Consider the following 20527-nt stretch of genomic DNA (forward strand, 5'->3'; position numbering starts at 1 on the left):
GCTCGTCACCTCATGCATTTCCGGTCGCCGCGCGCACCAGCGCTTCCGGCGAAAGCTGATCACGCTCGAAGAGCCCGACCGACAGACCTTCCTTCATCACCAGCACGCGGTCCGACATGCCGATGATTTCGGGCAGTTCGGAAGAGATCATGATGATCGAGAGGCCCTCTGCGGCAAGCTCACTGATGAAGCCGTGGACGGCAGCCTTCGAGCCGATGTCGATACCCTTGGTCGGCTCGTCGAGTATGATGACCTTGGGCATGGTGGCGAGCCACTTGCCGATGACGACCTTCTGCTGGTTGCCGCCCGACAGCGTGCCGACCGGGACGGAGAGGGCGGCAGCGCGCAGATCCAGCCGCTCGGCATATTTGCGGGCGAGCGCGAATTCTTCCGCCGCCTGCAGGAACCCCTTGCGCGAGGTGCGCGCCAGCGACGGCAGCGTCATGTTCTGGTAGATCGGCATCGGCAGCGCCAGGCCGTGGCGGCCGCGCTCTTCCGGCACGTAGACGATGCCGGCTCTGATGGCGTCATGCGGCGAATTGATCGAAATTTCCCGGCCCTCGAGCGTCAGCCTGCCGGAGAGCGGCCTGGTGATGCCGAAGAGCGATTGCGCCAGTTCCGAGCGGCCGGCGCCGATCAGGCCGTAGATGCCGAGGATCTCGCCCTTGCGCAGCGTCAGCGAAATATCGCGGAACTCGGTGCGGTGGCTGTATTTTTCGACTTCGAGGACCGGTCCGCCGATGGCGACCTCAATCTTCGGAAAGACGTTTTCGACGTCGCGGCCGACCATCATGCGGACGATCTCGTCCTGTGGCGTTTCCTTGAGCCGACCTTGGCCGACGGCGCGGCCGTCGCGGAAGACGACGAAGTCGTCGGCGATCTCGTAAAGCTCGTCGAATTTGTGGCTGATGAAGAGGATCGCCTTACCCTGTTCCTTCAGGCCCTTGATGATGCGGAAAAGATCATCGATCTCCTTGCGGGAGAGGGCGGCCGTCGGCTCGTCCATGATGACAATGCGGGCCTCGATCGACAAAGCGCGGGCAATTGCCACCAGATGGCGCTGCGCGATGGAGAGGTCCTTCAGTCGGATCGTCGGATCGATATTGCTTTCTAGCGCGGTCAGCAGCGTCTTCGAACGGCTGTTCATCACCTGCCAGTCGATGGTGCGAAAGCGCGTGCGCGGCGCATGGCCGAGGAAAATGTTTTCGGCAACCGTCAGTTCGTCGAACAGCACGGTTTCCTGATGGATGGCGGTGACGCCGGCATCGATCGCGGCCTGGGCGCTAGCGAAGGTCACTGCCCGACCGTCGACCAGGATCTCACCTTCGTTCGGCCTGTAGATACCGGTGAGGATCTTGACGAGCGTCGATTTGCCGGCGCCGTTTTCGCCGATCAGTGCCGTCACCGTGCCGGGGTGAAGGGCGATGCTGACATTGTCGAGCGCCTTCACGCCAGGGAAGATCTGGGAAATGCCGCGCATTTCGAGGATGGCGGGCGCTTCGCCGGTTTGGCTGTCCGTGGCGGGTTGTTGAAAGGCGGCGTTCATCAGCTTCTACCAGTGTCGAATGAGAATCCCGGCGGCCGCATAGCCGCCGGGTTTTTATGCGGTTGCTCCGGATCAGAAGACCTTGGAGAACTGGTCGATATTCGAAGCGTTGTAGACGAAGGGATCGGCCATGGCGGCTTCGCCGTTGTCGCCGACCTTGATCTTGCCCATGCGGCCGGCTTCGATCTCGCTGCCCGGCTTGCCGTCGGTCTCGCCCTTGACGAGGCGATAGGCGATCTGGGTGGCGGAATAACCGAGGTCGATCGGGTTCCAGATGGCGAATTCCTTGGTGGCGCCGGACTTGATCGCGCCGGCCATTTCCGACGGCAGGCCGAGACCGGTGACGTAGACCTTGCCGACGAGGCCCTTGTCTTCGACGACCTTGGAGGCAGCGAGAACGCCGACCGTCGTCGGAGCGACAATGACCTTGACGTTCGGATTCGACTTCAGCAGGCCCTCGGCTTCACGATAGGACTTGTCCGACAGGTCGTCGCCGTAAACCGTGGTGACGAGGTTGAGGCCAGGGAAATCCTTGAGCTGCTTCTTCATCTGGTCGATCCAGATGTTCTGGTTGGTCGAGGTTGTCGTGGCCGACAGGATGGCGAAGTCCCCCTTGCCGCCTTCCAGATGATCCTTGGCGAGCGTCAGGCACATCTTGCCGATCAGCTCGTTGGACGACGGGTTGAGCTGCAGGATGCGGCCTTCCGGCGCGACGCCGGAATCCCAGGAGATGACCTTGATGCCGCGCTGTGCCGCCTTCTTCAGCGCCGGAACGAGCGCGTCGGGATCGTTGGCCGAAACGGCGATGGCATCGACTCCCTGAGCGATCAGCGAGTTGATGACTTCGATCTGACCTTCGGCCGTCGTCGACGTCGGACCGGTGTAGATCACTTCCACGCCGCCGAGTTCCTTGGCGGCTTCCTGGGCGCCCTTGTTGGCGGCGTCGAAGAAGCCGTTGCCGAGCGACTTCACGACGAGGCCGATCTTGATGTCCGCGGCGCTTGCGGTGCCGGCCATCATGGCGACGGCGAGCGCTACGCCGAGCGCCAGTGTCTTTGCTAGTTTCATGTCACTTTCCTCCCATTAAGATTAGACTTCCACACCTCGGCGGCGCCTCATGCGACCGACGAGGAATCCTCCTTCACAAGCTGGGCCACCGGGCTCGCGACGACGAGCCGGACGCCGGCATTCTCGACCATGCGAGCTGCCTCTTCCGAGATCCCGTCATCGGTGATGACCACAGACACGCGGTCGAGCGCGCAGAGAATGAGGCTCGACCGTCGATTGAATTTGCTTGAATCGACCATGACGACGAGTTCATCGGCTTGGTGCATCAGCTTCTGCTCGCTCTGGATAATGAGCGCATCCGCCTCCATGATGCCGAGCGGGCCGACGCCCTGTGCGCCGATGAACATGCGCCGCGCATAAAAATTGCGGATCGCGTCATTGTCGAAAGGCGACAGGATCAGGCTCTGCTCGCGATAGATCGCGCCGCCCGGCACCGTCACAGTATTCTTGGAATGCTTCACCAGATGTTCGGCGATCGCGAAAGAGTTGGTCATGACCTGCATGCGGTGGCCGGCCATGTAATGCACCATTTGAAAGGTGGTGGTGCCACCATTGATGATGATGGCATCGCCCGCTTCGCAGAGGTCGACCGCCGCGCGGGCGATTGCGCGTTTTTTATCGATGTTGACTGATTCTGAAACGCGGAAGGGTCGACCAGCGAGGTTGCCCAACTGCGGTGGGTGCACTGCTTCCGCACCACCACGCACGCGGCGGATCTTGCCCTGCACATGAAGGGCCGCAATATCGCGCCGGATTGTCGCTTCAGAGGCTTCCGTCAGCTCGGAAATGTCCTGGATCGTAACGACGGACTTTTCCTGGACGGCGCTTAAAATGATGCGATGGCGTTCGCGTTCGTGCATTGGGCTCCTCCTCTTGTCGTATTTATTTCGTATCCGTTAAAAGCTGTCAATCACAAACGATCATAAATTTTCATATTGCGCTGCACAATAATCGAATTTGATCGTTTTCGATTGACAAACTCGGTTTTGATGAGCGATACCGGTCAGCGAAAAGGGCGCGACCCTCGCGACCCGATGATGATTTCATATGGGAGGATGACATGGCGGCGAACGTCCGGCTTCTGGAAAACCGGTGGGATGATGGTTACGCGGCAGGCCTCGATGAGCCCGGCAAGCTTCTCTATCGCTCCAATCTGCTCGGCGCCGACAAGCGCATCACCAATTACGGCGGCGGTAACACCTCGGCTAAAGTGATCGAAACCGACCCGCTGACCGGCGACAAAGTTAGGGTGCTCTGGGTCAAGGGCTCGGGCGGCGATGTCGGCACCATCAAGCTCGACGGCTTCGCCACGCTCTATCAGGACAAGCTGGAAGCGCTGAAGGGCATCTACAAAGGTGTCGAGGATGAAGACCGCATGGTGGGCTTCCTGCCACATTGCACCTTCAACCTGAATGCCCGCGCCGCCTCGATCGACACGCCGCTGCACGGTTTCGTGCCTTTCACCCATGTCGATCACATGCATCCCGACGCGATTATCGCGATCGCTGCTTCGAAGAATTCCAGGGAGCTGACCAAGCAGATCTTCGGCGACGAGATCGGCTGGCTTCCGTGGCGGCGCCCGGGCTTCCAACTCGGTCTCGATCTCGAAGCTTTCGTCAGGGCAAATCCGAATGCCAAGGGCGTCGTGCTCGAAAGCCACGGCCTCTTCACCTGGGCTAATGACGCCAAGGCCTGCTATGAGCTGACGCTCGATATCATCAACAAGGCGATCGAATGGTTCGCGGGCCAGACCGAAGGCAAGACGATCTTCGGCGGCGCCCTCGTGCAAAGCCTGCCCGTCGCTGAACGGCGCGCCATCGCCGCCCGCCTGATGCCCGAGATTCGCGGCCGCATCGGCAAGCAGGAGCGCAAGCTCGGCCATTTCGACGATCAGGATGCGGTTCTCGAATTCGTCAATTCGAAGAACCTGCGTCCGCTCGGCGCACTCGGCACCAGCTGCCCGGACCATTTCCTGCGCACCAAGATCCGCCCGCTGATCGTCGATTTCGATCCCGTCAGGCCGGATGTCGATGCGATCGTCGCCGGTGTCGACAAGGCGCTGGAAGATTACCGCGCCGATTACGCCCGCTATTACAACGACTGCAAGCATGACAATTCGCCCGCCATGCGCGACGCCAATCCGGTCATCTTCCTCGTTCCCGGCGTCGGCATGCTGTCCTTTGCCCGCGACAAGGCGACGGCCCGCATCGCCAGCGAGTTCTACGTAAACGCCATCAACGTCATGCGCGGCGCCTCCACGGTGTCGGAATATCAGGGCCTGCCGGAGCAGGAAGCGTTCGATATCGAATATTGGCTGCTTGAAGAGGCCAAGCTGCAGCGCATGCCGAAACCGAAGAGTCTTGCCGGCAAGGTCGCCTTCGTCACCGGCGGCGCCGGCGGCATCGGCCGGGCGACGGCTGCCCGCCTCATCGGCGAGGGGACCTGCGTGGTGCTTGCCGATATCGACCAGGCAGCGCTTGAATCGACCGAAGCCGATTTCGTGAAGAAGTACGGCGCGGATGCCGTGCGCAGCGTGAAGCTCGACGTCACCAAGGAAGATGCCGTGATCGCTTCCTTCGCCGAATCCTGCGTCGAATTCGGCGGCATCGATATCCTCATTTCGAATGCCGGTATCGCTTCCTCGGCGCCGATCGAAGCGACCGAGCTGTCGACGTGGAGCCGTAATATCGACATTCTGGCGACCGGTTACTTCCTCGTCTCGCGCGAGGCCTTCCGGCTGTTCCGCCGGCAGGCGTTGGGCGGCAATGTCGTCTTCATTGCATCGAAGAACGGTCTCGCCGCTTCGCCGAACGCTTCCGCCTATTGCACGGCGAAGGCTGCCGAAATCCATCTCGCCCGTTGCCTGGCGCTGGAAGGGGCCGATGCGGGCATTCGCGTCAACACCGTCAATCCGGATGCCGTCCTGCGCGGCTCGAAGATCTGGAGCGGCGAGTGGCGCGAACAGCGTGCGGCCTCCTCGAAGATCGAGGTGGACGAGCTCGAGGAACATTACCGCAAGCGTTCCATGCTGAAGCTCAACGTGTTCCCGGAAGACATCGCCGAAGCGGTCTACTTCCTGGCATCCGATCTCTCGGCCAAGTCGACCGGCAACATCATCAACGTCGACGCCGGCAACGTTCAAAGCTTCACGCGCTAAGCTACTTCCGGAGGATCACCCATATTGCGTGGACGATCCCCGGAACATAGCCGCAAAGCGTCAGCAATATGTTGAGCCAGAAATGCAGGCCGATCCCGACCTGCAGAAATACGCCAAGGGGCGGCAGGATGATCGCAAGAAGAATGCGGATAACGTCCATCGTAGCTCCTGAGTTTTGAAAACATGTAAGCGTTAGAACGCAAACCACGTTCTGTGGTTCGCGACGTGGGAGGAAACAATGGCTGAATTCAGGATTGCGCCGGATCTGGTCGCGACGGAAAATGAAAAGCGGGCGGCGGCGCTGAAAGCCGATTACGACGCATTGGGTGCCACCCTTGATCGGCGCGGCGTCGATATCGAGGCGGTGACACGCAAGGTCAGCGAATTTTTCGTTGCCGTTCCGTCCTGGGGTGTTGGCACCGGCGGCACTCGATTTGCCCGTTTTCCCGGCACCGGCGAGCCACGCGGTATCTTCGACAAGCTCGACGATTGTGCCGTCATCAACCAGCTGACGCAGGCCACGCCGAACGTCTCGCTGCATATCCCCTGGGACAAGGCGGATGCACGGGAATTGAAAGCCAAGGGCGATGCGCTCGGACTTGGCTTCGACGCAATGAACTCTAACACCTTTTCGGATGCTCCGGGGCAGGCCCATTCCTACAAGTACGGCTCGCTCAGCCATACCGACGCGGCGACGCGCGCGCAGGCGGTGGAGCATAATCTCGAATGCATCGAGATCGGCAAGGCGATCGGTTCCAAGGCGCTGACCGTCTGGATCGGCGACGGCTCGAACTTCCCGGGTCAGAGCAATTTCACCAAGGCATTCGAGCGTTACCTCGCCTCGATGGCGGACATTTACAAGGCCTTGCCCGACGATTGGAAGCTCTTCTCCGAGCACAAGATGTACGAGCCGGCCTTCTATTCGACGATCGTTCAGGATTGGGGCACCAACTATCTGATCGCCCAGACCCTCGGTCCCAAGGCCTACTGCCTCGTCGACCTCGGCCATCATGCGCCGAACACCAATATCGAAATGATCGTCGCCCGCCTGATCCAGTTCGGCAAGCTCGGCGGTTTCCACTTCAACGATTCGAAGTATGGCGACGACGATCTCGATGCCGGCGCGATCGATCCCTACCGGCTGTTCCTGGTCTTCAACGAGCTGGTCGATGCCGAGCAGCGCGGTGTCAACGACTTCAACCCGGCGCATATGATCGACCAGTCGCATAATGTGACTGACCCGATCGAAAGCCTGATCAACAGCGCCAACGAAATCCGCCGCGCCTATGCGCAGGCGCTCCTCGTCGACCGCAAGGCGCTTGACGGCTATCAGCAGGACAATGACGCGCTGATGGCGTCGGAAACCCTGAAGCGCGCCTATCGCGCCGATGTCGAGCCGATCCTTGCCGAGGCCCGCCGCAGGGCCGGCGGCGCGATCGATCCGATCGCCGCCTATCGCGCCAGCGGCTACCGCAGACAAGTGGCAGCCGAACGTCCGGCTTCCGTTGCCGGCGGCGGCGGTATCATCTGAGCTGCCGGGCCGAATATAATGTGGTTGCCGGCAGCGTGGGGTGAAACGCTGCCGGCAGTCGCCGCTTACGGCTTCCAGGCGCCGGCGATCTGGCGGGTGGCGATGTTCAGCCGGTTCCAGACATTGATGTTGGCGATGGCGATGACCAGCGCCGCAAGGCTCTTGCCGTCATAATGCCGGGTTGCCTCGTCCCAGATATCGTCGGGTACCGGGTCGGCGCGGTCGCTGACCCGGGTCATCGCTTCGGTCAGCGCAAGGGCAGCGCGTTCAGCATCGCTATAATAGGGGGCGTCGCGCCAGCCGGCGATGGCAAAGAGCCGCTCATCCGTCTCGCCGTGTTTGCGGGCAATGCGCCAATGGCCGTCGATGCAGACGCTGCAGCCATTGATCTGGCTGGCGCGCAGATTGACGAGTTCGAGCAGCTTTGCTGAAAGGCCTATCTCGGTCGGTACCTTGCCGAGTGCATTGAGGGCCTGCATGGCCGCGGGAAGCACGAGGGCGGGATTTCCCATTCTCTCCTGCATGATATGTCTCCTTGATGCGTTTCGTGTTCGACGATCCGCCGGCGCTGTCACACCGGCCGGGTTGCATTCGTCATGGCCTTGACGCAACGCAGCGGAGGAATGTGACAAATGGACGAGAAAAAATGGCTGGCGGATGAATTCGAGGCGAATCGGTCGCATTTGAGGGCCGCGGCCTACCGCATGCTTGGTTCGCGCAGTGAGGCGGAGGATGCCGTTCAGGAGACGTGGCTGCGCCTCAACCGCACCGAGATGACGGGAATAGGCAATCTCGGCGGCTGGCTCACAACGGTGGTGGCGCGCATCTGCCTCGACATGCTGCGCGCCCGCAAGACACGAGGCGAGGAGCCGCTCGAAATGCCTGTGCATGCGTCAATCGCCGATCCCGCCAAGGATCCGGAACGAGAAGCCGCCTTTGCCGATTCGGTCGGTCTGGCGCTGCTCGTCGTGCTGCAAAACCTGGCGCCCGCCGAGCGTGTCGCCTTCGTGTTGCACGACATGTTCGATCTGCCCTTCGATGAGATCGCGCCGATCATCGGCCGTTCGTCCGCGGCCACCCGGCAGCTCGCAAGCCGCGCGCGCCGCCGCGTACAGGGCACGGACGAAGCGCCGGAGGTCGATCTCGGCCGCAAGCGGACGATTGCCGAGGCCTTTCTGACGGCGTCGCGCAACGGAGATCTGGAGGCGCTGATTGCGGTGCTCGCCCCAGACGTCGTCTTCCGGCCGGATGCGACGGCCGCCCGATACGGCATCGGCGCAATGCGCGGCGCGACTGCCGTGGCCGAAGCCTTCAAGGGCCGGGCGCAGGCGGCACAAATCGCCGTCGTCGAAGGGGACCTCGGCTTTGTCGTCTTGATCGAGGGGCAGATTCGCGTCGCAGTATCGCTGACGATCGACGAGGGCCGCATCGCCGCGATCGACGCGGTCGCCGACCCGGATCAATTAGGGCGGATCGAATTTTCGATCCTTCGCGATTGATGCATGCCGATGTTCGGAACCAGACGCTTGCGGAATGGACGCTCGGTTTCCGGCTGCTGAGCCTTACGCCGGCGTCATTCTTCTTGACAGCGATGCTTCCCGGCCTATTCTATTATAAAGCTTCATCTATCATAGTTGTGGAATTCCTACCTGATTGTGCGATGAGGCGCCATCTCCGACCTCCCCATCATCCTCCATGACGACCTGTAGACAGGTTCCCGAGTCTTCGAAAGGAAACACCACATGTCCGGCGACCAGGCGAAGAAGCCGCTTCTCCTCACCAACGTCAGACCGATGGCTTTCGGTGCCGGTACAGGCTCGGGGGCGATCGATATTCTCATCAATGGCGATGGCAGGATCGCAGAGACCGGTCCGTCTTTGGCAGTCTCCGAGGATGTGACTCGTATCGACGGCAAGGGCGCTTTCGTCTCGCCGGGTTGGGTCGATCTTCACGTCCATATCTGGCATGGCGGCACCGATATCTCCATCCGCCCTTCCGAGTGCGGTCTCGAGCGCGGCGTCACCACCCTGGTCGATGCCGGCTCTGCCGGCGAGGCGAATTTCCATGGCTTCCGGGAATATATCATCGAGTCCTCGCGCGAGCGTATCAAAGCCTTCCTGAACCTCGGTTCGATCGGCCTTGTCGCCTGCAACCGCGTTGCCGAACTCAGGGATATAAGGGATATCGACCTTGACCGGATCCTTGAAGTCTATGCCGAAAACAGCGAGCACATCGTCGGCATCAAGGTGCGCGCCAGCCACGTCATCACCGGCTCCTGGGGCGTCACTCCTGTCAAGCTCGGCAAGAAGATCGCCAAGATCCTGAAGGTGCCGATGATGGTGCATGTCGGCGAACCACCGGCGCTTTATGACGAAGTGCTCGAAATTCTCGGCCCCGGCGACGTCGTCACCCACTGCTTCAACGGCAAGGCCGGTTCAAGCATCATGGAGGACGAGGATCTTTTCAATCTCGCCGAGCGCTGCGCGTCGGAAGGCATCCGCCTCGACATCGGCCATGGCGGTGCTTCCTTCTCCTTCAAGGTCGCCGAAGCGGCGATCGCGCGCGGGCTTCTGCCGTTCTCGATCTCGACGGACCTGCACGGCCATTCGATGAACTTTCCGGTATGGGATCTGGCAACGACGATGTCGAAGCTGCTCAGCGTCGGCATGCCCTTCGACAAGGTTGTGGAAGCCGTCACGCACGCGCCGGCCTCCGTCATCAAGCTGCCGATGGAGGGACGGCTTTCCGTCGGCTCGCAGGCCGAGTTTACCATTTTCGACCTCGTCGACTCCGAGCTCGAAGCGACGGATTCAAACGGCGATGTCTCTATCCTCAAAAAGCTGTTCGAGCCGCGCTATGCCGTAATGGGTGCCGAGGCCTTCGCTGCCAGCCGTTATGTGCCGCGGGCGCGCAAGCTCGTGCGCCACAGCCACGGCTATTCTTACAGGTAGGATCGGCTGACGCTCCACATCTAGAAGGCGTCAGCGGTTGCGCCAGCCCATCAGTTTTTCGATCCGTTCCGCCGAACTGCGCACATGCGCCGTATAATGGTTCTCGTCGGAAAAGGCCTTCTGCTCCGGCAACACGATGGAAATGGTGGCGACGCACTGGCCATCGCGATCGCAGATCGGCGAGGCGATGCAGGCCACCGCATAATCCGATTCGCCGGCCTGGATCGACAGGCGCGACTCGAAGGCTTTTCCGGCTGCTTCCGACAGCGTGCCCGGATCGATCTCGGCCCGGCCGGTCGGGGATGAGCGGGCGCAGCGCTTGAACAGCTCGATGCGCTCCTCTTCAGGCAGGTGGCCGACGAGCAGGCGGCCGGACGCCGTCCAGTTCAGCGGTACACGGGTGCCGACGCGCGACGCCACCTGGAAATGGCTTGGGCCGTCGGCCATGGCCAGCACCAGCATATAATCGCCGTCGCGGCCGCAGACCTGCACGGTTTCGCCGGCCTGGCGGCAGAGGTCGTGCATTTCGTGGGTGGCGATGCTCATGAAATCCAGCGACCGGGCATAGGCAAGGCCGTAATGATAGAGCCGTGCGCCGAGCCAGATCGATCCGTCCGCCTGGCGGGTCAGCATGTTCTTTTCGACCAGATCGTCGACGATGACGTAAACCGTCGACAACGGCGCCTTCACCGCCTTGGCGATGGCATAGACGCCGGCGGGCGATCCCGTCTCATAAAGATGATCGATCACCTGAAGCGCACGATCAATGCCGCTGACGCGCGCGCGCCGCGCGCCCTTGCCGCCGGCTTCGCCGGCAAGGCTCTCATCTTCGGAGTAAACTGCGGGTGATGTCTTTCCGTCCAATTCGACGCACCTCGTTAGAACTGCCGTTGTGTTACATTACTATGGCATAGCGGTTGCCGTGGCAAATCGCAACATTTTGGGGGTTGATCGTGGGGCGGATGCGGCAGCAGTGGAATCTGGAGAGCTTACTCGCTTGCTGATATGTGGCGCCACGGTTTCGCCGGCTCCGACGCCGTTAAGCCATTCGCTGAGATGAGCCTTGGCTTCCGCCGGATTGAAACGTACCACTTGCTGCTTCGATCACCAATTCCTGTTCATGCCAATCCGAAAATTATTCCGTGGTAATCCCGCTGGGAACAAGAAGCGACAGCCCGAGTTTGCCCCTGAACCCAGGAGGTCATGATGACGAATTATCCGAAACCGCCTTTCCCGTCGCAAAAGCAGCCGATGCCCGGTTTTACCGCGCGGATGGACCCCATTCCCGACCACGGCGAGGAAAGCTATCGCGGCTCTGAAAGGCTGAAAGGCAAGCGGGCGATCATTACCGGCGGCGATAGCGGCATCGGTCGGGCGGTGGCGATCGCCTATGCCCGGGAAGGCGCAGACTTGGTGATTTCCTATCTGGACGAGGATGAGGATGCCGACGAGACGAAGCGGCTCGTCGAACAGGCCGGGCGTAAGGCCGTGCTCGTCAGTGGTGATATCCAGGACCCGGCCCATTGCCGGCAGATTGTCGAGACGGCAGTCAAGGAACTCGGCGGCATCGACATTCTCGTCAACAACGCCGCGCATCAGGCAAGTTTCAAGAGCATTGACGAGATCAGCGACGAGGAATGGGAGCTGACCTTCAAGGTCAACATCCACGCGATGTTCTACCTGACCAAGGCGGCCGTCGCCCACATGAAGCCCGGCGGCGCCATCATCAATACGGCTTCGATCAATGCGGACAATCCGAACCCGACGTTGCTGGCCTATGCGACGACGAAGGGCGCGATCCAGAATTTCACCGCCGGCCTGGCCCAGCTTCTGGCCGAGAAGGGCATTCGCGCCAATGCCGTAGCGCCGGGCCCGATCTGGACTCCGCTCATTCCTTCGACGTTGCCCGAAGACAGCGTCAGCAATTTTGGCAAGCAGGTGCCGATGAAACGGCCGGGCCAGCCGGCCGAACTGGCCACGGCCTATGTCATGCTGGCCGATCCCTTGTCGAGCTATGTCTCCGGCACGACAATCGCGGTCACGGGCGGCAAGCCGATCCTTTAATGCATGTCGGCCGGAATTGGCGGTTCCGGAATGAAGGCATGCGTGGAAACAAGGAGCTGAAGCGCGTAGTCACGATCTGGTAGGATGCGCGCTTCAGTGTGGTTTGCCGTAGCCACCGCCGGTCGGCGTCGTGATGATCACGGCGTCGCCGGCGGCGAGCATTGCCTGGTCACAGCCCTCCAGCCTTTCGACGCTGCCGTCGGCGCGACGAATCTCGGTTTTCCCCAATTGTCCGTCTTCCCCGCCGAAGAGGCCGAAAGGCCGGATCGTTCGGTGCGAGGAGAGAATGCTGCAATCCATCATTTCCAGGAAGCGGATGGTGCGCTGCGTGCCTCCGCCGGAACGATATTGCCCCCTGCCGCCGGAGCCGCGGCGGATGTGGAAATCTTCCAGCACGACGGGAAAGCGGAATTCCAGCACCTCCGGATCGGTCAGCCGGGAATTGGTCATATGGGTGTGCACGCCGTCGGCGCCGGTGAAACCGGTGCCGTCGTTGAGCAGGCCGGCGGGGGCGCCGGAGCAGATCGTCTCGTAATATTGATAAACAGCGTTGCCGAAGGTCAGGTTGTTCATAGAACCCTGAGCGGCAGCGAGCGTCCCGAGCGCCCCGAACAGCGCATTCGTCACATGCTGGCTGGTTTCGACATTGCCGGCGACAACGGCGGCCGGATAGGCCGGGCGCAGCATCGAACCATCCGGCACGATAATCCGGATCGGCCGCAGGCAGCCGGCATTCATCGGGATCGGTTGCTCGACCATGACGCGGAAGACGTAGAGCACGGCGGCGCGCGTCACCGGTTCCGGTGCGTTGAAATTGGTCGGCTGTTGCGCGCTCGTGCCGGTGAAATCGACCGTCGCCTCGCGCGCCTGCCTGTCGACGGTGATCTTCACCGTGATGACGGCGCCCTGGTCTGTGGGATAAGTGAATTCGCTGTCGCTGAGGCGCGCGATCACCCGGCGAACGCTCTCCTCGGCATTGTCCTGGACGTGGCCCATATAGGCTTCGACGACGCCGAGCCCGAAATGGGCGACCATTTTGCGCAACTCTTGCACGCCTTTTTCGTTGGCGGCGATCTGCGCCTTCACGTCGGCAAGGTTCTGGGCCGGGTTGCGGGCAGGGTAAGGATGATTCTTGAGCATAGCCGCGAATTCGGCTTCGCGGAAACGTCCCTTGTTGACCAGCAGGAAGTTGTCGATCAGCACGCCCTCTTCATCGACCTTCGTCGCTCGCGGCGTCATCGAACCCGGCGCCTTGCCGCCGATATCAGCATGATGGCCGCGCGAGGCGACGTAAAAGAGGATGGTCTCTCCCGCATCGTCGAACACCGGCGTGACGACGGTGATGTCGGGCAGATGCGTGCCGCCATTGTAAGGCGCGTTGAGCGCGAAGACGTCGCCCGGATGAATGCAGCCTTCGTTGAGGCGGATGATGGTTTCGACTGAGCGGTCCATGGAGCCGAGATGCACCGGCATATGCGGCGCGTTGGCGACGAGCGCGCCGGTGCGGTCGAAAATGGCGCAGGAGAAATCGAGCCGCTCCTTGATATTGACCGAATGGGCGGTGTTCTGCAGCGTCACGCCCATCTGCTCGGCGATCGCCATGAAGAGATTGTTGAAGACTTCGAGCATGACCGGATCGGCGCTGGTGCCGATCGCGGCATTTCGGGAAAGCGCGACCTCGCGGGTGAGAACGATATGGTCGTGGCCGGTAAGCCGCGCCTGCCACCCCGCCTCGACGACGATCGTCTGATGCGCTTCGATGATGAGGGCGGGCCCCTTGACGACAGCGCCGGTCTTCAGCGCATTACGTCGGAAAATGCCGGCCTCGTGCCAGGTTCCGCCGGAATAGAACCGGGTCGTGCGAAGCGCTTGCGGCGCGAAGGTCGTCGCTTGTACATCCGTCTCTTCGATATCGGCGCCGCCGCCGATGCCCTCGACTTCGATCGAGTCGACAAGGATAGGCCGGTCGTCGAAGGTGAAGCCGAACTGCTTCTTGTGGGCGACGGCAAAGGCTTGCGTCATCTCCTCCTCTCGCCCGAAGGCGACGGGCAGGGCCGTGTCGGTGCCCTTATATTGCAGGTGCAGCCGGGTGACGACCTCCATGTCGCCGGCTTCGACGCCCTGCAGCATCAATTCTCCGCGCACCTCTTCCTCCAGATCGGCCCTCACGTCGTCGATCGACGTCAACGCCGTTGCAAGTTCCGTCAGCACCGCGCGCTGGCGTGTGGCGCGGATATCTGCGAGCCCCATGCCATAAGCCGAGAGGATGCCGGAGAAGGGGTGGATCAGCACCGTCTTCATGCCGAGGCTGTCGGCGACCAGGCAGGCATGCTGGCCGCCGGCGCCGCCGAAGCAGGTGAGCGCATAATTCGAAACATCGTAGCCGCGCTGGACGGAGATCTTCTTGATGGCATTGGCCATGTTCTCGACGGCGATGGCAAGGAAGCCGTCGGCGACGTCTTCCGCCGTCCGTCCACCGCCGATCGTCTGCGCCATCTCTGCGAAGGCGGCCCGCACCGCTTCGGCATCGAGCGGCTGATCCTGCTCCGGTCCGAAGATCTCTGGGAAGAAATCCGGCAGCAGCTTGCCGGTCATGATATTGGCGTCGGTGACGGCAAGCGGCCCGCCGCGGCGATAGGATTTCGGGCCGGGCGTAGCACCCGCCGATTCCGGGCCGACCCGGAAGCGTGAACCGTCATAGCTCAGGATCGAGCCGCCGCCGGCTGCGACGGTATGGATCTTCATCATCGGCGCGCGCATGCGCACGCCGGCGACTTCCGTCTCGAAGGCGCGTTCCAGTTCGCCGTCATAATGCGAAACGTCCGTCGAGGTGCCGCCCATGTCGAAGCCGATCATCCTGTCGAAACCGGCGATGCGCGAGACCTCGACAGCGCCGACCACCCCGCCCGCCGGGCCTGAAAGGATCGCGTCCTTTCCCTGGAAGAGGTGTGCATCGGTCAATCCGCCGGAAGACTGCATGAACATCAGCCTCGGGCCCTTTCTCTCGACGGCGCCGAGCTCGGCCGCGACCTGGTCGACATAGCGCCGGAGAACCGGAGACAGATAGGCGTCGACGACGGCGGTGTCGCCGCGTCCGACGAATTTGATCAACGGTGAAACGACATGCGAAGGCGAGATTTGCGCGAAGCCGATAGTGCGGGCGATGGCGGCCGCCTGCTGCTCATGTTCGGGATAGCGGTAGGCATGCATGAAGACGATGGCGACGGCGCGTAAGCCCTCGGCATAGGCGGCCTCAAGCGCTTGTCTTAGGCCATCCTCGTCAAGCGGACGCTGCACCGTGCCATCCGCCAGCACGCGCTCGTCGGCTTCGACAACATCGGCATACAGCAGTTCCGGCTTGACGATCTTCTTGGCGAAGATATCGGCGCGGGCCTGGTAGCCGATCTCCAGCGCATCGCGAAAACCTTTCGTGGTCACCAGCAGGGTCGGATCGCCCTTGCGTTCCAGCAGGGCATTGGTGGCGACCGTCGTTCCCATCTTCACCGCGCCGATGCGATCAGAGGGGATCGGCTGGCCGGGCTTGAGGCCGAGCAGTTCACGGATGCCATGCACCGCCGGGTCGCGATAGGCTTCCGGATTTTCCGAAAGCAGCTTGTGGGCGACGAGCGAACCGTCGGGACGGCGGGCGACGATATCGGTGAAAGTGCCGCCGCGATCGATCCAGAAATCCCACTGTCCGCTCATCGTCCGGCCTCCTGTTGAACTGAAAATTTATTGACGATTTATCGATAAAATGTCAACGTTCTTCATCTCGACGGTGGAGGTTGGACATGGCAGATCGGCTCGGAAGACAACCGGAAATCGGGCCTATCGTCTCCTCGGCGCATCTGGCCGATGGCGCGCTTCCCGTTCTTTCGGAGCTGGAGTTCGGCCTGATCCTCGCCGGCAACGCCTTCGACCGCTGGATGGTGCGCTGCATGACGGCGGCGGGCGAGCCCGGCTGCGCGGCGATCGAGGTGCTCGTGCTACATTCGGTGGCCCACCGGCAGCGGCCGAAGCGGCTCGCCGATCTCTGCAGCGTGCTTGGGGTCGAGGACACGCATCTGGTGATTTATGCGCTCAAGAAGCTCGAAAAGCGCGGCCTTGTGAAAAGCGCGCGGGCGGGCAAGGAGAAACTGATCACCGCAACCGACAAGGGCTTTGAAACCTGCCTGAAATACCGTGCGGTGCGGGAGGCGCTGCTGGTGGAATCGATGAAAGGGCTCGGGCTCGATGCCGGGGCGGCATCGGCGGTGGCGGCCACGCTTAGGGCGCTTTCCGGCCACTATGATCAAGCAGCAAGGGCCGCCGCCTCTTTATGACGACAGCCCTTGTCGGGGGCAGGGAGAGATCCCCCGGTGTTCAGGCGGCTTTTTCAGCCGAAGCAGGGCATGGCCGGCAGATTGGCGCGGCTCGCAAGCGCCCCGATCATCTTGCCCACCGGCGTCGGGCGCGGTTCTCGTTTGCCGGCGGCCGTCTCCAGGAGTTGCTTGAAGTCCTCAAGCTTCACGCCGTCGGCGCGCAACACCATGGCGATCAGGGGGTCGCGAAGGGCTTCGGATATCGTCAGGTCGTCTCTGGTCTTTCTCATGGCTTGTCCTCCTTTCGTGGGCGGTCGCCCGTGTTCCACATCCGCCGCCAACCCTCTGCGTTGACTTTCGCGGTCTGTGGTGTTACCGGTAAGTAACAATGCTGTTGTTACCGATCGGTCACATTGATGTCAAGGACTTCGTCCGCAAAAAAATCAGAAACTTCGAATGAAATCTCCGCAGCTGTTCCAGACGATCGCATCCCGCCGCGGGAGCGCATCGTCTCGACCGCCTCGGAGCTTTTCCGCGAGCGCGGCATCCGCGGCATCGGCGTCGATGCCATCGCCGACGCCGCTCTGACCAACAAGATGACGCTTTACCGCCATTTCGGCTCTAAGGACGAACTCGTCTGCGAGACGCTGCGCCGCGCCTCCGAAAAGGCCGATGCCATCTGGCGCGATCTGGAGTCCGCCCATCCTGGCGATCCCCGCGCCCAGCTCGACGCCTGGGTGGAGATGCGGGCGCAGTGTCTGAACGGCGAGCCCGCTGGCTGCGATCTCGCCAATGCCGCCATCGAGCTCAAGGGGGAGGGCCATCCCGCCCACGAAATGATCGAGCGGCACAAGGCTGAACAGCGCGATCGCCTGGCCGCGCTCTGTTCGGCGGCCGGCGCGCGCGAAGCCGAGCTTCTTGCCGATACGCTGACGCTGCTGCTCGAAGGCGCGCGCGTCAGCCGCCAGGCGATGGGCGCTGCCGGCTGCTGCGGTCATTTCGCCAAGGCCTGCAGGGCAGCGATCACCTCTTTCGCCTGAACCGATGCTCGGTAGCGCCGCGAGTCCTTTCAGCCGCGCACAGAACACTCTCGCATCGAGGAGCGGGAACCTTCGCGCTTCCATGCCGTTTTCCCATCACCGGACGGCGATGTGGAGACCGGGAGATGAACTACGTCTATCTCAAGCGCCTATATGCCAAACGCGCCGAACTCGAAGCCAAGCTGGAGCTTCACGATGCCCGCTATTGTTTCGGCGAGGAAGAGGTCGATGACGGCACCGACAGCGACCTGCGTCAGCGGCTAAGCGAGATTTCCGAGGAGATTACGGCGCTGGAAACCAGGCCGGGCCGCTAAAGCACTTTATTTCTGCGCATGCCGTCGTAAGACCGCGCGCGGTTTCGCACGACGTGCATTAATCGCCGGTCCGGAGGATTTGCATCGTCCGTTCGTCGAATTTCCCCTGGTAGAAGCGTTCGATCACCCTGTGAAAGGGTGAACCATGCTCGCTGACCGCTGCAAACAAGGTCATTGAGGAGCGCAGCTTGAGGTCGTCGGGCGAGCCAAGGATTTCACGCGCTGAACGGCGGTCAACCGACAAAATCGCCTCAGCGCAACGCAGCAGCCGGCTTGAGAGGATGGGGTCGGCAAGATAGGCGGCGGCTTCCTCGGCCGAACGGATCGCATATTTCTCCGCCATTGCCGAGGTGCCGAGACCTGATATCTGCGGGAAGATGAACCACATCCAATGGGAGGTTTTCCGTCCGGCCTTCAGCTCGGAAAGCGCCTGCTCGTAGACTCCGTTTTGCGCATGGATGAAACGTTCGAGATTGTAATCGATATTGCCGGCCATGGTTCCTTCCCCTTTTTGCTGTCAACGCCTGAGCCAGAGGTCTCCATGCCGGCCCTGGGCGATCAATCTCGCCCGGGGCAGTCGGCTTTGCGGTCAGCAGACCCGTTCAGCATAGGGGCTGCTGTCGCGGCAATGGCCGTAAGGCTGATGATGCGGCCCGTTGTCGCCGGGGGTGGCGGCGATAGCCGATGTCGTCATCGGGTCGGTCTCACTGGAAGAATATGCGGCAAAACCAACAAAGCTCAGGACAACCAGGGCTGCGACCACGACGATGCGTTCGAAACCCGAAAGTTTCTGGGCGCTCACATGTTCCACATACTCGCGCTCGCCTGCACCGGCAGTTTCATCCTCTTTCACATGGAGCGTCACCATGTCCTGGCGACGGCTTAAAGTTTCACAATCTGTCATTCTAATTTACTCCTGCAACACATGCGGGCCGGTCAAAAGAGTGAACTCTCACCCTCATGCCGAACCGGCTCGGCATGCGTGCATGCATGTGTGTCTTCAATCGTGGCAATTGAAGGGGCGATATTCAAACTCAGTGTTCAAAAATTCGTACCAATAGACGCAAAAGATTGTGAGGCTCTGGCCCGCCGGAACGATCCGGGGTAGTGCTGGCAGCATCTCTCATCAGGACCGCCCCATGAGCAAATCCTTCGGTGCGATGTCGGTCGCCCAGCTTTCCGTCCTCATCCAAGGCGGCACCGCCGATCCTGTCGATGTGGCCGAGGCGGTGTTCGAATCCATCGAAAATTGTGCGGACAAGGCGATCTTCACCATACTGCTTGAGGGCCGGGCGATGGAGGAGGCGCGCGCCTCCTCGAAGCGCTTGCGGGAAGGGCGTTCGCTCGGCTTGCTAGAGGGCATTCCGATCGCCTGGAAGGATCTTTTCGACATCGAAGGCCTGCCGACGACGGCAGGATCCGTCGTCCTGGCCGCCGATCCGCCCGCCAACCGCGATGCGGCGGTCGTCGCCCTTCTCAGGCAGGCGGGCATGATTGCCATCGGCCGCACGAATATGAGCGAATTTGCCTTTTCCGGCCTCGGCATCAATCCGCATTACGGCACGCCGGTCAATCCGCGTGGCGCCGATTACCCGCGTATTCCCGGCGGTTCGTCCTCCGGCGCCGGTGTCGCCGTCGCAGCCGGGCTGGTGCCGGTGGCGATGGGCACGGACACCGGCGGATCGGTGCGCATCCCCGCTGCCTTCAACGGGATCGTCGGCTACAAGGCGACACGCGGCCGCCACGCGATGGACGGCGTCTACCCGCTGGCAAGGAGCCTCGATTCATTGGGGCCGCTCTGCCGCAGTGTCAGGGACGCGATATGGATCGATGCGGCGATGCGCGGCCTGACCGTGCCTGACGTCGTGGGGCGTCCGCTGCAGGGGCTGGAACTGCTCGTGCCCGAAAACATCGTTTTCGATGCGGCGGAACCTGCGGTGATCGCCGCCTTCGAGGCAGCTTTGGAACGCCTTGAAAGCGCCGGCGCCTCTGTTTCCCGCATTCTCATTCCCGCCTTCGACCAAATCTTCGATCTGATGACGAGATATGGTCCGCTGGTGACGGCGGAGGCTTTCGCCCTGCACCATAAACGTTTGGCGGGACCGGACGCAGACCGTATGGACCACCGCGTCGTCATGCGCACCAGCCTGGGAAGCAGGATAACGACGTCCGATTACATTGCGATCCTGCAGGCGCGCAGCCGCCTGATCGCCGATGTCGACCGTCTCATTGGCAACCGTCTGATCGCCTTTCCGACGGTCGCCCATGTCGCGCCGCCGATCGCGCCGCTTGAAAAGGACGACGAACTCTTCTTCGCTGCGAATAACAAGACGCTGCGCAATACCGCAATCGGCAATTTCCTCGACTGGTGCGGCGTTTCCATCCCCTGCGGCACGGGTGCATCAGGCATGCCGGTCGGTCTGCTTCTTTCGGCGGCCGCAAATCGTGACGAGGCTCTGCTGGGCACGGCGCTAACCGCCGAGACGGTGGTCCGCGGCGATTTCGTCTGAAATTGGCAATTGAACCACCGGACTTTTATTGCCATTGATGGATGA

The 20527-nt window shown here is 61.8% G+C and carries 19 protein-coding genes; 9 read left to right on the top strand and 10 right to left on the bottom strand.

Features of this window, described 5'->3' with window-relative positions; all coding sequences use genetic code 11:
- Window positions 1-10: 10 nt before the first annotated feature.
- The 3 genes from GA0061105_RS15525 to GA0061105_RS15535 all read right to left on the bottom strand — a co-directional run bounded on the left by GA0061105_RS15525 (window position 11) and on the right by GA0061105_RS15535 (window position 3474).
- Window positions 11-1546, bottom strand: coding sequence for a sugar ABC transporter ATP-binding protein (locus GA0061105_RS15525; protein WP_092751276.1), 1536 nt, complete (start codon window positions 1544-1546; stop codon window positions 11-13).
- 72 nt (window positions 1547-1618) lie between these two features.
- Window positions 1619-2614 carry a rhamnose ABC transporter substrate-binding protein gene (gene rhaS, locus GA0061105_RS15530; protein WP_064697277.1) on the bottom strand — a complete coding sequence of 332 codons (996 nt, stop codon included), beginning with the start codon at window positions 2612-2614 and terminating at the stop codon, window positions 1619-1621.
- Between the two features lie 47 nt (window positions 2615-2661).
- Entirely contained in the window at window positions 2662-3474 is an 813-nt protein-coding gene (locus GA0061105_RS15535; protein ID WP_064697276.1) for a DeoR/GlpR family DNA-binding transcription regulator, read from the bottom strand.
- Window positions 3475-3674: 200 nt separating this feature from the next.
- Between GA0061105_RS15535 and GA0061105_RS15540 the strand changes: the two genes are divergently transcribed.
- Entirely contained in the window at window positions 3675-5771 is a 2097-nt protein-coding gene (locus tag GA0061105_RS15540; protein ID WP_092751278.1) for a bifunctional rhamnulose-1-phosphate aldolase/short-chain dehydrogenase, read from the top strand.
- A 1-nt stretch (window position 5772) separates the two neighbouring features.
- On the opposite strand, the gene GA0061105_RS15545 is transcribed toward GA0061105_RS15540, so the two are convergent.
- Window positions 5773-5931 carry a YqaE/Pmp3 family membrane protein gene (locus GA0061105_RS15545; protein ID WP_064697274.1) on the bottom strand — a complete coding sequence of 53 codons (159 nt, stop codon included), beginning with the start codon at window positions 5929-5931 and terminating at the stop codon, window positions 5773-5775.
- 78 nt (window positions 5932-6009) lie between these two features.
- Here GA0061105_RS15545 and rhaI point away from each other — a divergent pair, with 78 nt between their 5' ends.
- Entirely contained in the window at window positions 6010-7302 is a 1293-nt protein-coding gene (gene rhaI, locus GA0061105_RS15550; RefSeq protein ID WP_092751280.1) for an L-rhamnose catabolism isomerase, read from the top strand.
- Between the two features lie 65 nt (window positions 7303-7367).
- Here rhaI and GA0061105_RS15555 read toward each other — a convergent pair whose 3' ends face one another.
- The gene (locus GA0061105_RS15555) at window positions 7368-7826 is read right to left on the bottom strand and encodes a carboxymuconolactone decarboxylase family protein (RefSeq protein ID WP_092751282.1); all 459 of its coding nucleotides are present in this window, start codon (window positions 7824-7826) and stop codon (window positions 7368-7370) included.
- A 108-nt stretch (window positions 7827-7934) separates the two neighbouring features.
- Between GA0061105_RS15555 and GA0061105_RS15560 the strand changes: the two genes are divergently transcribed.
- A complete protein-coding gene (locus GA0061105_RS15560; RefSeq protein ID WP_092751284.1) occupies window positions 7935-8801 on the top strand; it encodes a sigma-70 family RNA polymerase sigma factor in 867 nt (288 codons plus the stop codon).
- A 243-nt stretch (window positions 8802-9044) separates the two neighbouring features.
- Entirely contained in the window at window positions 9045-10253 is a 1209-nt protein-coding gene (locus GA0061105_RS15565) for an amidohydrolase/deacetylase family metallohydrolase (protein WP_092751286.1), read from the top strand.
- Between the two features lie 30 nt (window positions 10254-10283).
- On the opposite strand, the gene GA0061105_RS15570 is transcribed toward GA0061105_RS15565, so the two are convergent.
- The gene (locus tag GA0061105_RS15570) at window positions 10284-11117 is read right to left on the bottom strand and encodes an IclR family transcriptional regulator (RefSeq protein WP_064697269.1); all 834 of its coding nucleotides are present in this window, start codon (window positions 11115-11117) and stop codon (window positions 10284-10286) included.
- 342 nt (window positions 11118-11459) lie between these two features.
- Between GA0061105_RS15570 and GA0061105_RS15575 the strand changes: the two genes are divergently transcribed.
- Window positions 11460-12317, top strand: a complete 858-nt coding sequence (locus tag GA0061105_RS15575) for an SDR family oxidoreductase (protein WP_092751450.1) — start codon at window positions 11460-11462, stop codon at window positions 12315-12317.
- Between the two features lie 93 nt (window positions 12318-12410).
- On the opposite strand, the gene GA0061105_RS15580 is transcribed toward GA0061105_RS15575, so the two are convergent.
- Window positions 12411-16022, bottom strand: a complete 3612-nt coding sequence (locus GA0061105_RS15580) for a hydantoinase B/oxoprolinase family protein (protein WP_092751288.1) — start codon at window positions 16020-16022, stop codon at window positions 12411-12413.
- A gap of 86 nt (window positions 16023-16108) precedes the next feature.
- Between GA0061105_RS15580 and GA0061105_RS15585 the strand changes: the two genes are divergently transcribed.
- Complete coding sequence (locus GA0061105_RS15585) at window positions 16109-16639, top strand: winged helix DNA-binding protein (protein ID WP_092751290.1); 531 nt, start codon at window positions 16109-16111, stop codon at window positions 16637-16639.
- Window positions 16640-16692: 53 nt separating this feature from the next.
- Here the strand turns inward: GA0061105_RS15585 and GA0061105_RS15590 are convergent, their stop codons facing one another.
- On the bottom strand, window positions 16693-16908 hold the full coding sequence (locus GA0061105_RS15590; RefSeq protein WP_009994565.1) for a hypothetical protein: 216 nt from the start codon (window positions 16906-16908) through the stop codon (window positions 16693-16695).
- Between the two features lie 126 nt (window positions 16909-17034).
- Here GA0061105_RS15590 and GA0061105_RS15595 point away from each other — a divergent pair, with 126 nt between their 5' ends.
- Together GA0061105_RS15595 and GA0061105_RS15600 are read left to right on the top strand one after the other, a co-directional pair.
- Window positions 17035-17658: a TetR/AcrR family transcriptional regulator gene (locus tag GA0061105_RS15595; protein WP_064697265.1), complete on the top strand. Its 624-nt coding sequence runs from the start codon at window positions 17035-17037 to the stop codon at window positions 17656-17658.
- A 125-nt stretch (window positions 17659-17783) separates the two neighbouring features.
- Window positions 17784-17972, top strand: a complete 189-nt coding sequence (locus GA0061105_RS15600; protein ID WP_064697264.1) for a hypothetical protein — start codon at window positions 17784-17786, stop codon at window positions 17970-17972.
- Window positions 17973-18030: 58 nt separating this feature from the next.
- Here the strand turns inward: GA0061105_RS15600 and GA0061105_RS15605 are convergent, their stop codons facing one another.
- Window positions 18031-18468: a DUF1810 domain-containing protein gene (locus GA0061105_RS15605; RefSeq protein WP_092751292.1), complete on the bottom strand. Its 438-nt coding sequence runs from the start codon at window positions 18466-18468 to the stop codon at window positions 18031-18033.
- A 93-nt stretch (window positions 18469-18561) separates the two neighbouring features.
- Entirely contained in the window at window positions 18562-18840 is a 279-nt protein-coding gene (locus GA0061105_RS15610) for a hypothetical protein (protein WP_208601657.1), read from the bottom strand.
- A 271-nt stretch (window positions 18841-19111) separates the two neighbouring features.
- On the opposite strand from GA0061105_RS15610, the gene GA0061105_RS15615 reads away from it, so the two are divergent.
- Window positions 19112-20482 carry an amidase gene (locus GA0061105_RS15615; RefSeq protein ID WP_092751296.1) on the top strand — a complete coding sequence of 457 codons (1371 nt, stop codon included), beginning with the start codon at window positions 19112-19114 and terminating at the stop codon, window positions 20480-20482.
- The last annotated feature ends 45 nt before the right edge of the window (window positions 20483-20527 follow it).

The organism is Rhizobium aethiopicum, assembly GCF_900094625.1.
Classification (GTDB): domain Bacteria; phylum Pseudomonadota; class Alphaproteobacteria; order Rhizobiales; family Rhizobiaceae; genus Rhizobium; species Rhizobium aethiopicum.

Excerpts from the sequence above, each read along its gene's own strand:
- GA0061105_RS15525 (WP_092751276.1), bottom strand. The coding sequence starts at position 1,546 with ATGAACGCCGCCTTTCAACAACCCGCCACGGACAGCCAAACCGGCGAA.
- rhaS (WP_064697277.1), bottom strand. The coding sequence starts at position 2,614 with ATGAAACTAGCAAAGACACTGGCGCTCGGCGTAGCGCTCGCCGTCGCC.
- GA0061105_RS15535 (WP_064697276.1), bottom strand. The coding sequence starts at position 3,474 with ATGCACGAACGCGAACGCCATCGCATCATTTTAAGCGCCGTCCAGGAA.
- GA0061105_RS15540 (WP_092751278.1), top strand. The coding sequence starts at position 3,675 with ATGGCGGCGAACGTCCGGCTTCTGGAAAACCGGTGGGATGATGGTTAC.
- GA0061105_RS15545 (WP_064697274.1), bottom strand. The coding sequence starts at position 5,931 with ATGGACGTTATCCGCATTCTTCTTGCGATCATCCTGCCGCCCCTTGGC.
- rhaI (WP_092751280.1), top strand. The coding sequence starts at position 6,010 with ATGGCTGAATTCAGGATTGCGCCGGATCTGGTCGCGACGGAAAATGAA.
- GA0061105_RS15555 (WP_092751282.1), bottom strand. The coding sequence starts at position 7,826 with ATGCAGGAGAGAATGGGAAATCCCGCCCTCGTGCTTCCCGCGGCCATG.
- GA0061105_RS15560 (WP_092751284.1), top strand. The coding sequence starts at position 7,935 with ATGGACGAGAAAAAATGGCTGGCGGATGAATTCGAGGCGAATCGGTCG.
- GA0061105_RS15565 (WP_092751286.1), top strand. The coding sequence starts at position 9,045 with ATGTCCGGCGACCAGGCGAAGAAGCCGCTTCTCCTCACCAACGTCAGA.
- GA0061105_RS15575 (WP_092751450.1), top strand. The coding sequence starts at position 11,460 with ATGACGAATTATCCGAAACCGCCTTTCCCGTCGCAAAAGCAGCCGATG.
- GA0061105_RS15580 (WP_092751288.1), bottom strand. The coding sequence starts at position 16,022 with ATGAGCGGACAGTGGGATTTCTGGATCGATCGCGGCGGCACTTTCACC.
- GA0061105_RS15585 (WP_092751290.1), top strand. The coding sequence starts at position 16,109 with ATGGCAGATCGGCTCGGAAGACAACCGGAAATCGGGCCTATCGTCTCC.
- GA0061105_RS15590 (WP_009994565.1), bottom strand. The coding sequence starts at position 16,908 with ATGAGAAAGACCAGAGACGACCTGACGATATCCGAAGCCCTTCGCGAC.
- GA0061105_RS15595 (WP_064697265.1), top strand. The coding sequence starts at position 17,035 with ATGTCAAGGACTTCGTCCGCAAAAAAATCAGAAACTTCGAATGAAATC.
- GA0061105_RS15600 (WP_064697264.1), top strand. The coding sequence starts at position 17,784 with ATGAACTACGTCTATCTCAAGCGCCTATATGCCAAACGCGCCGAACTC.
- GA0061105_RS15605 (WP_092751292.1), bottom strand. The coding sequence starts at position 18,468 with ATGGCCGGCAATATCGATTACAATCTCGAACGTTTCATCCATGCGCAA.
- GA0061105_RS15610 (WP_208601657.1), bottom strand. The coding sequence starts at position 18,840 with ATGGTGACGCTCCATGTGAAAGAGGATGAAACTGCCGGTGCAGGCGAG.
- GA0061105_RS15615 (WP_092751296.1), top strand. The coding sequence starts at position 19,112 with ATGAGCAAATCCTTCGGTGCGATGTCGGTCGCCCAGCTTTCCGTCCTC.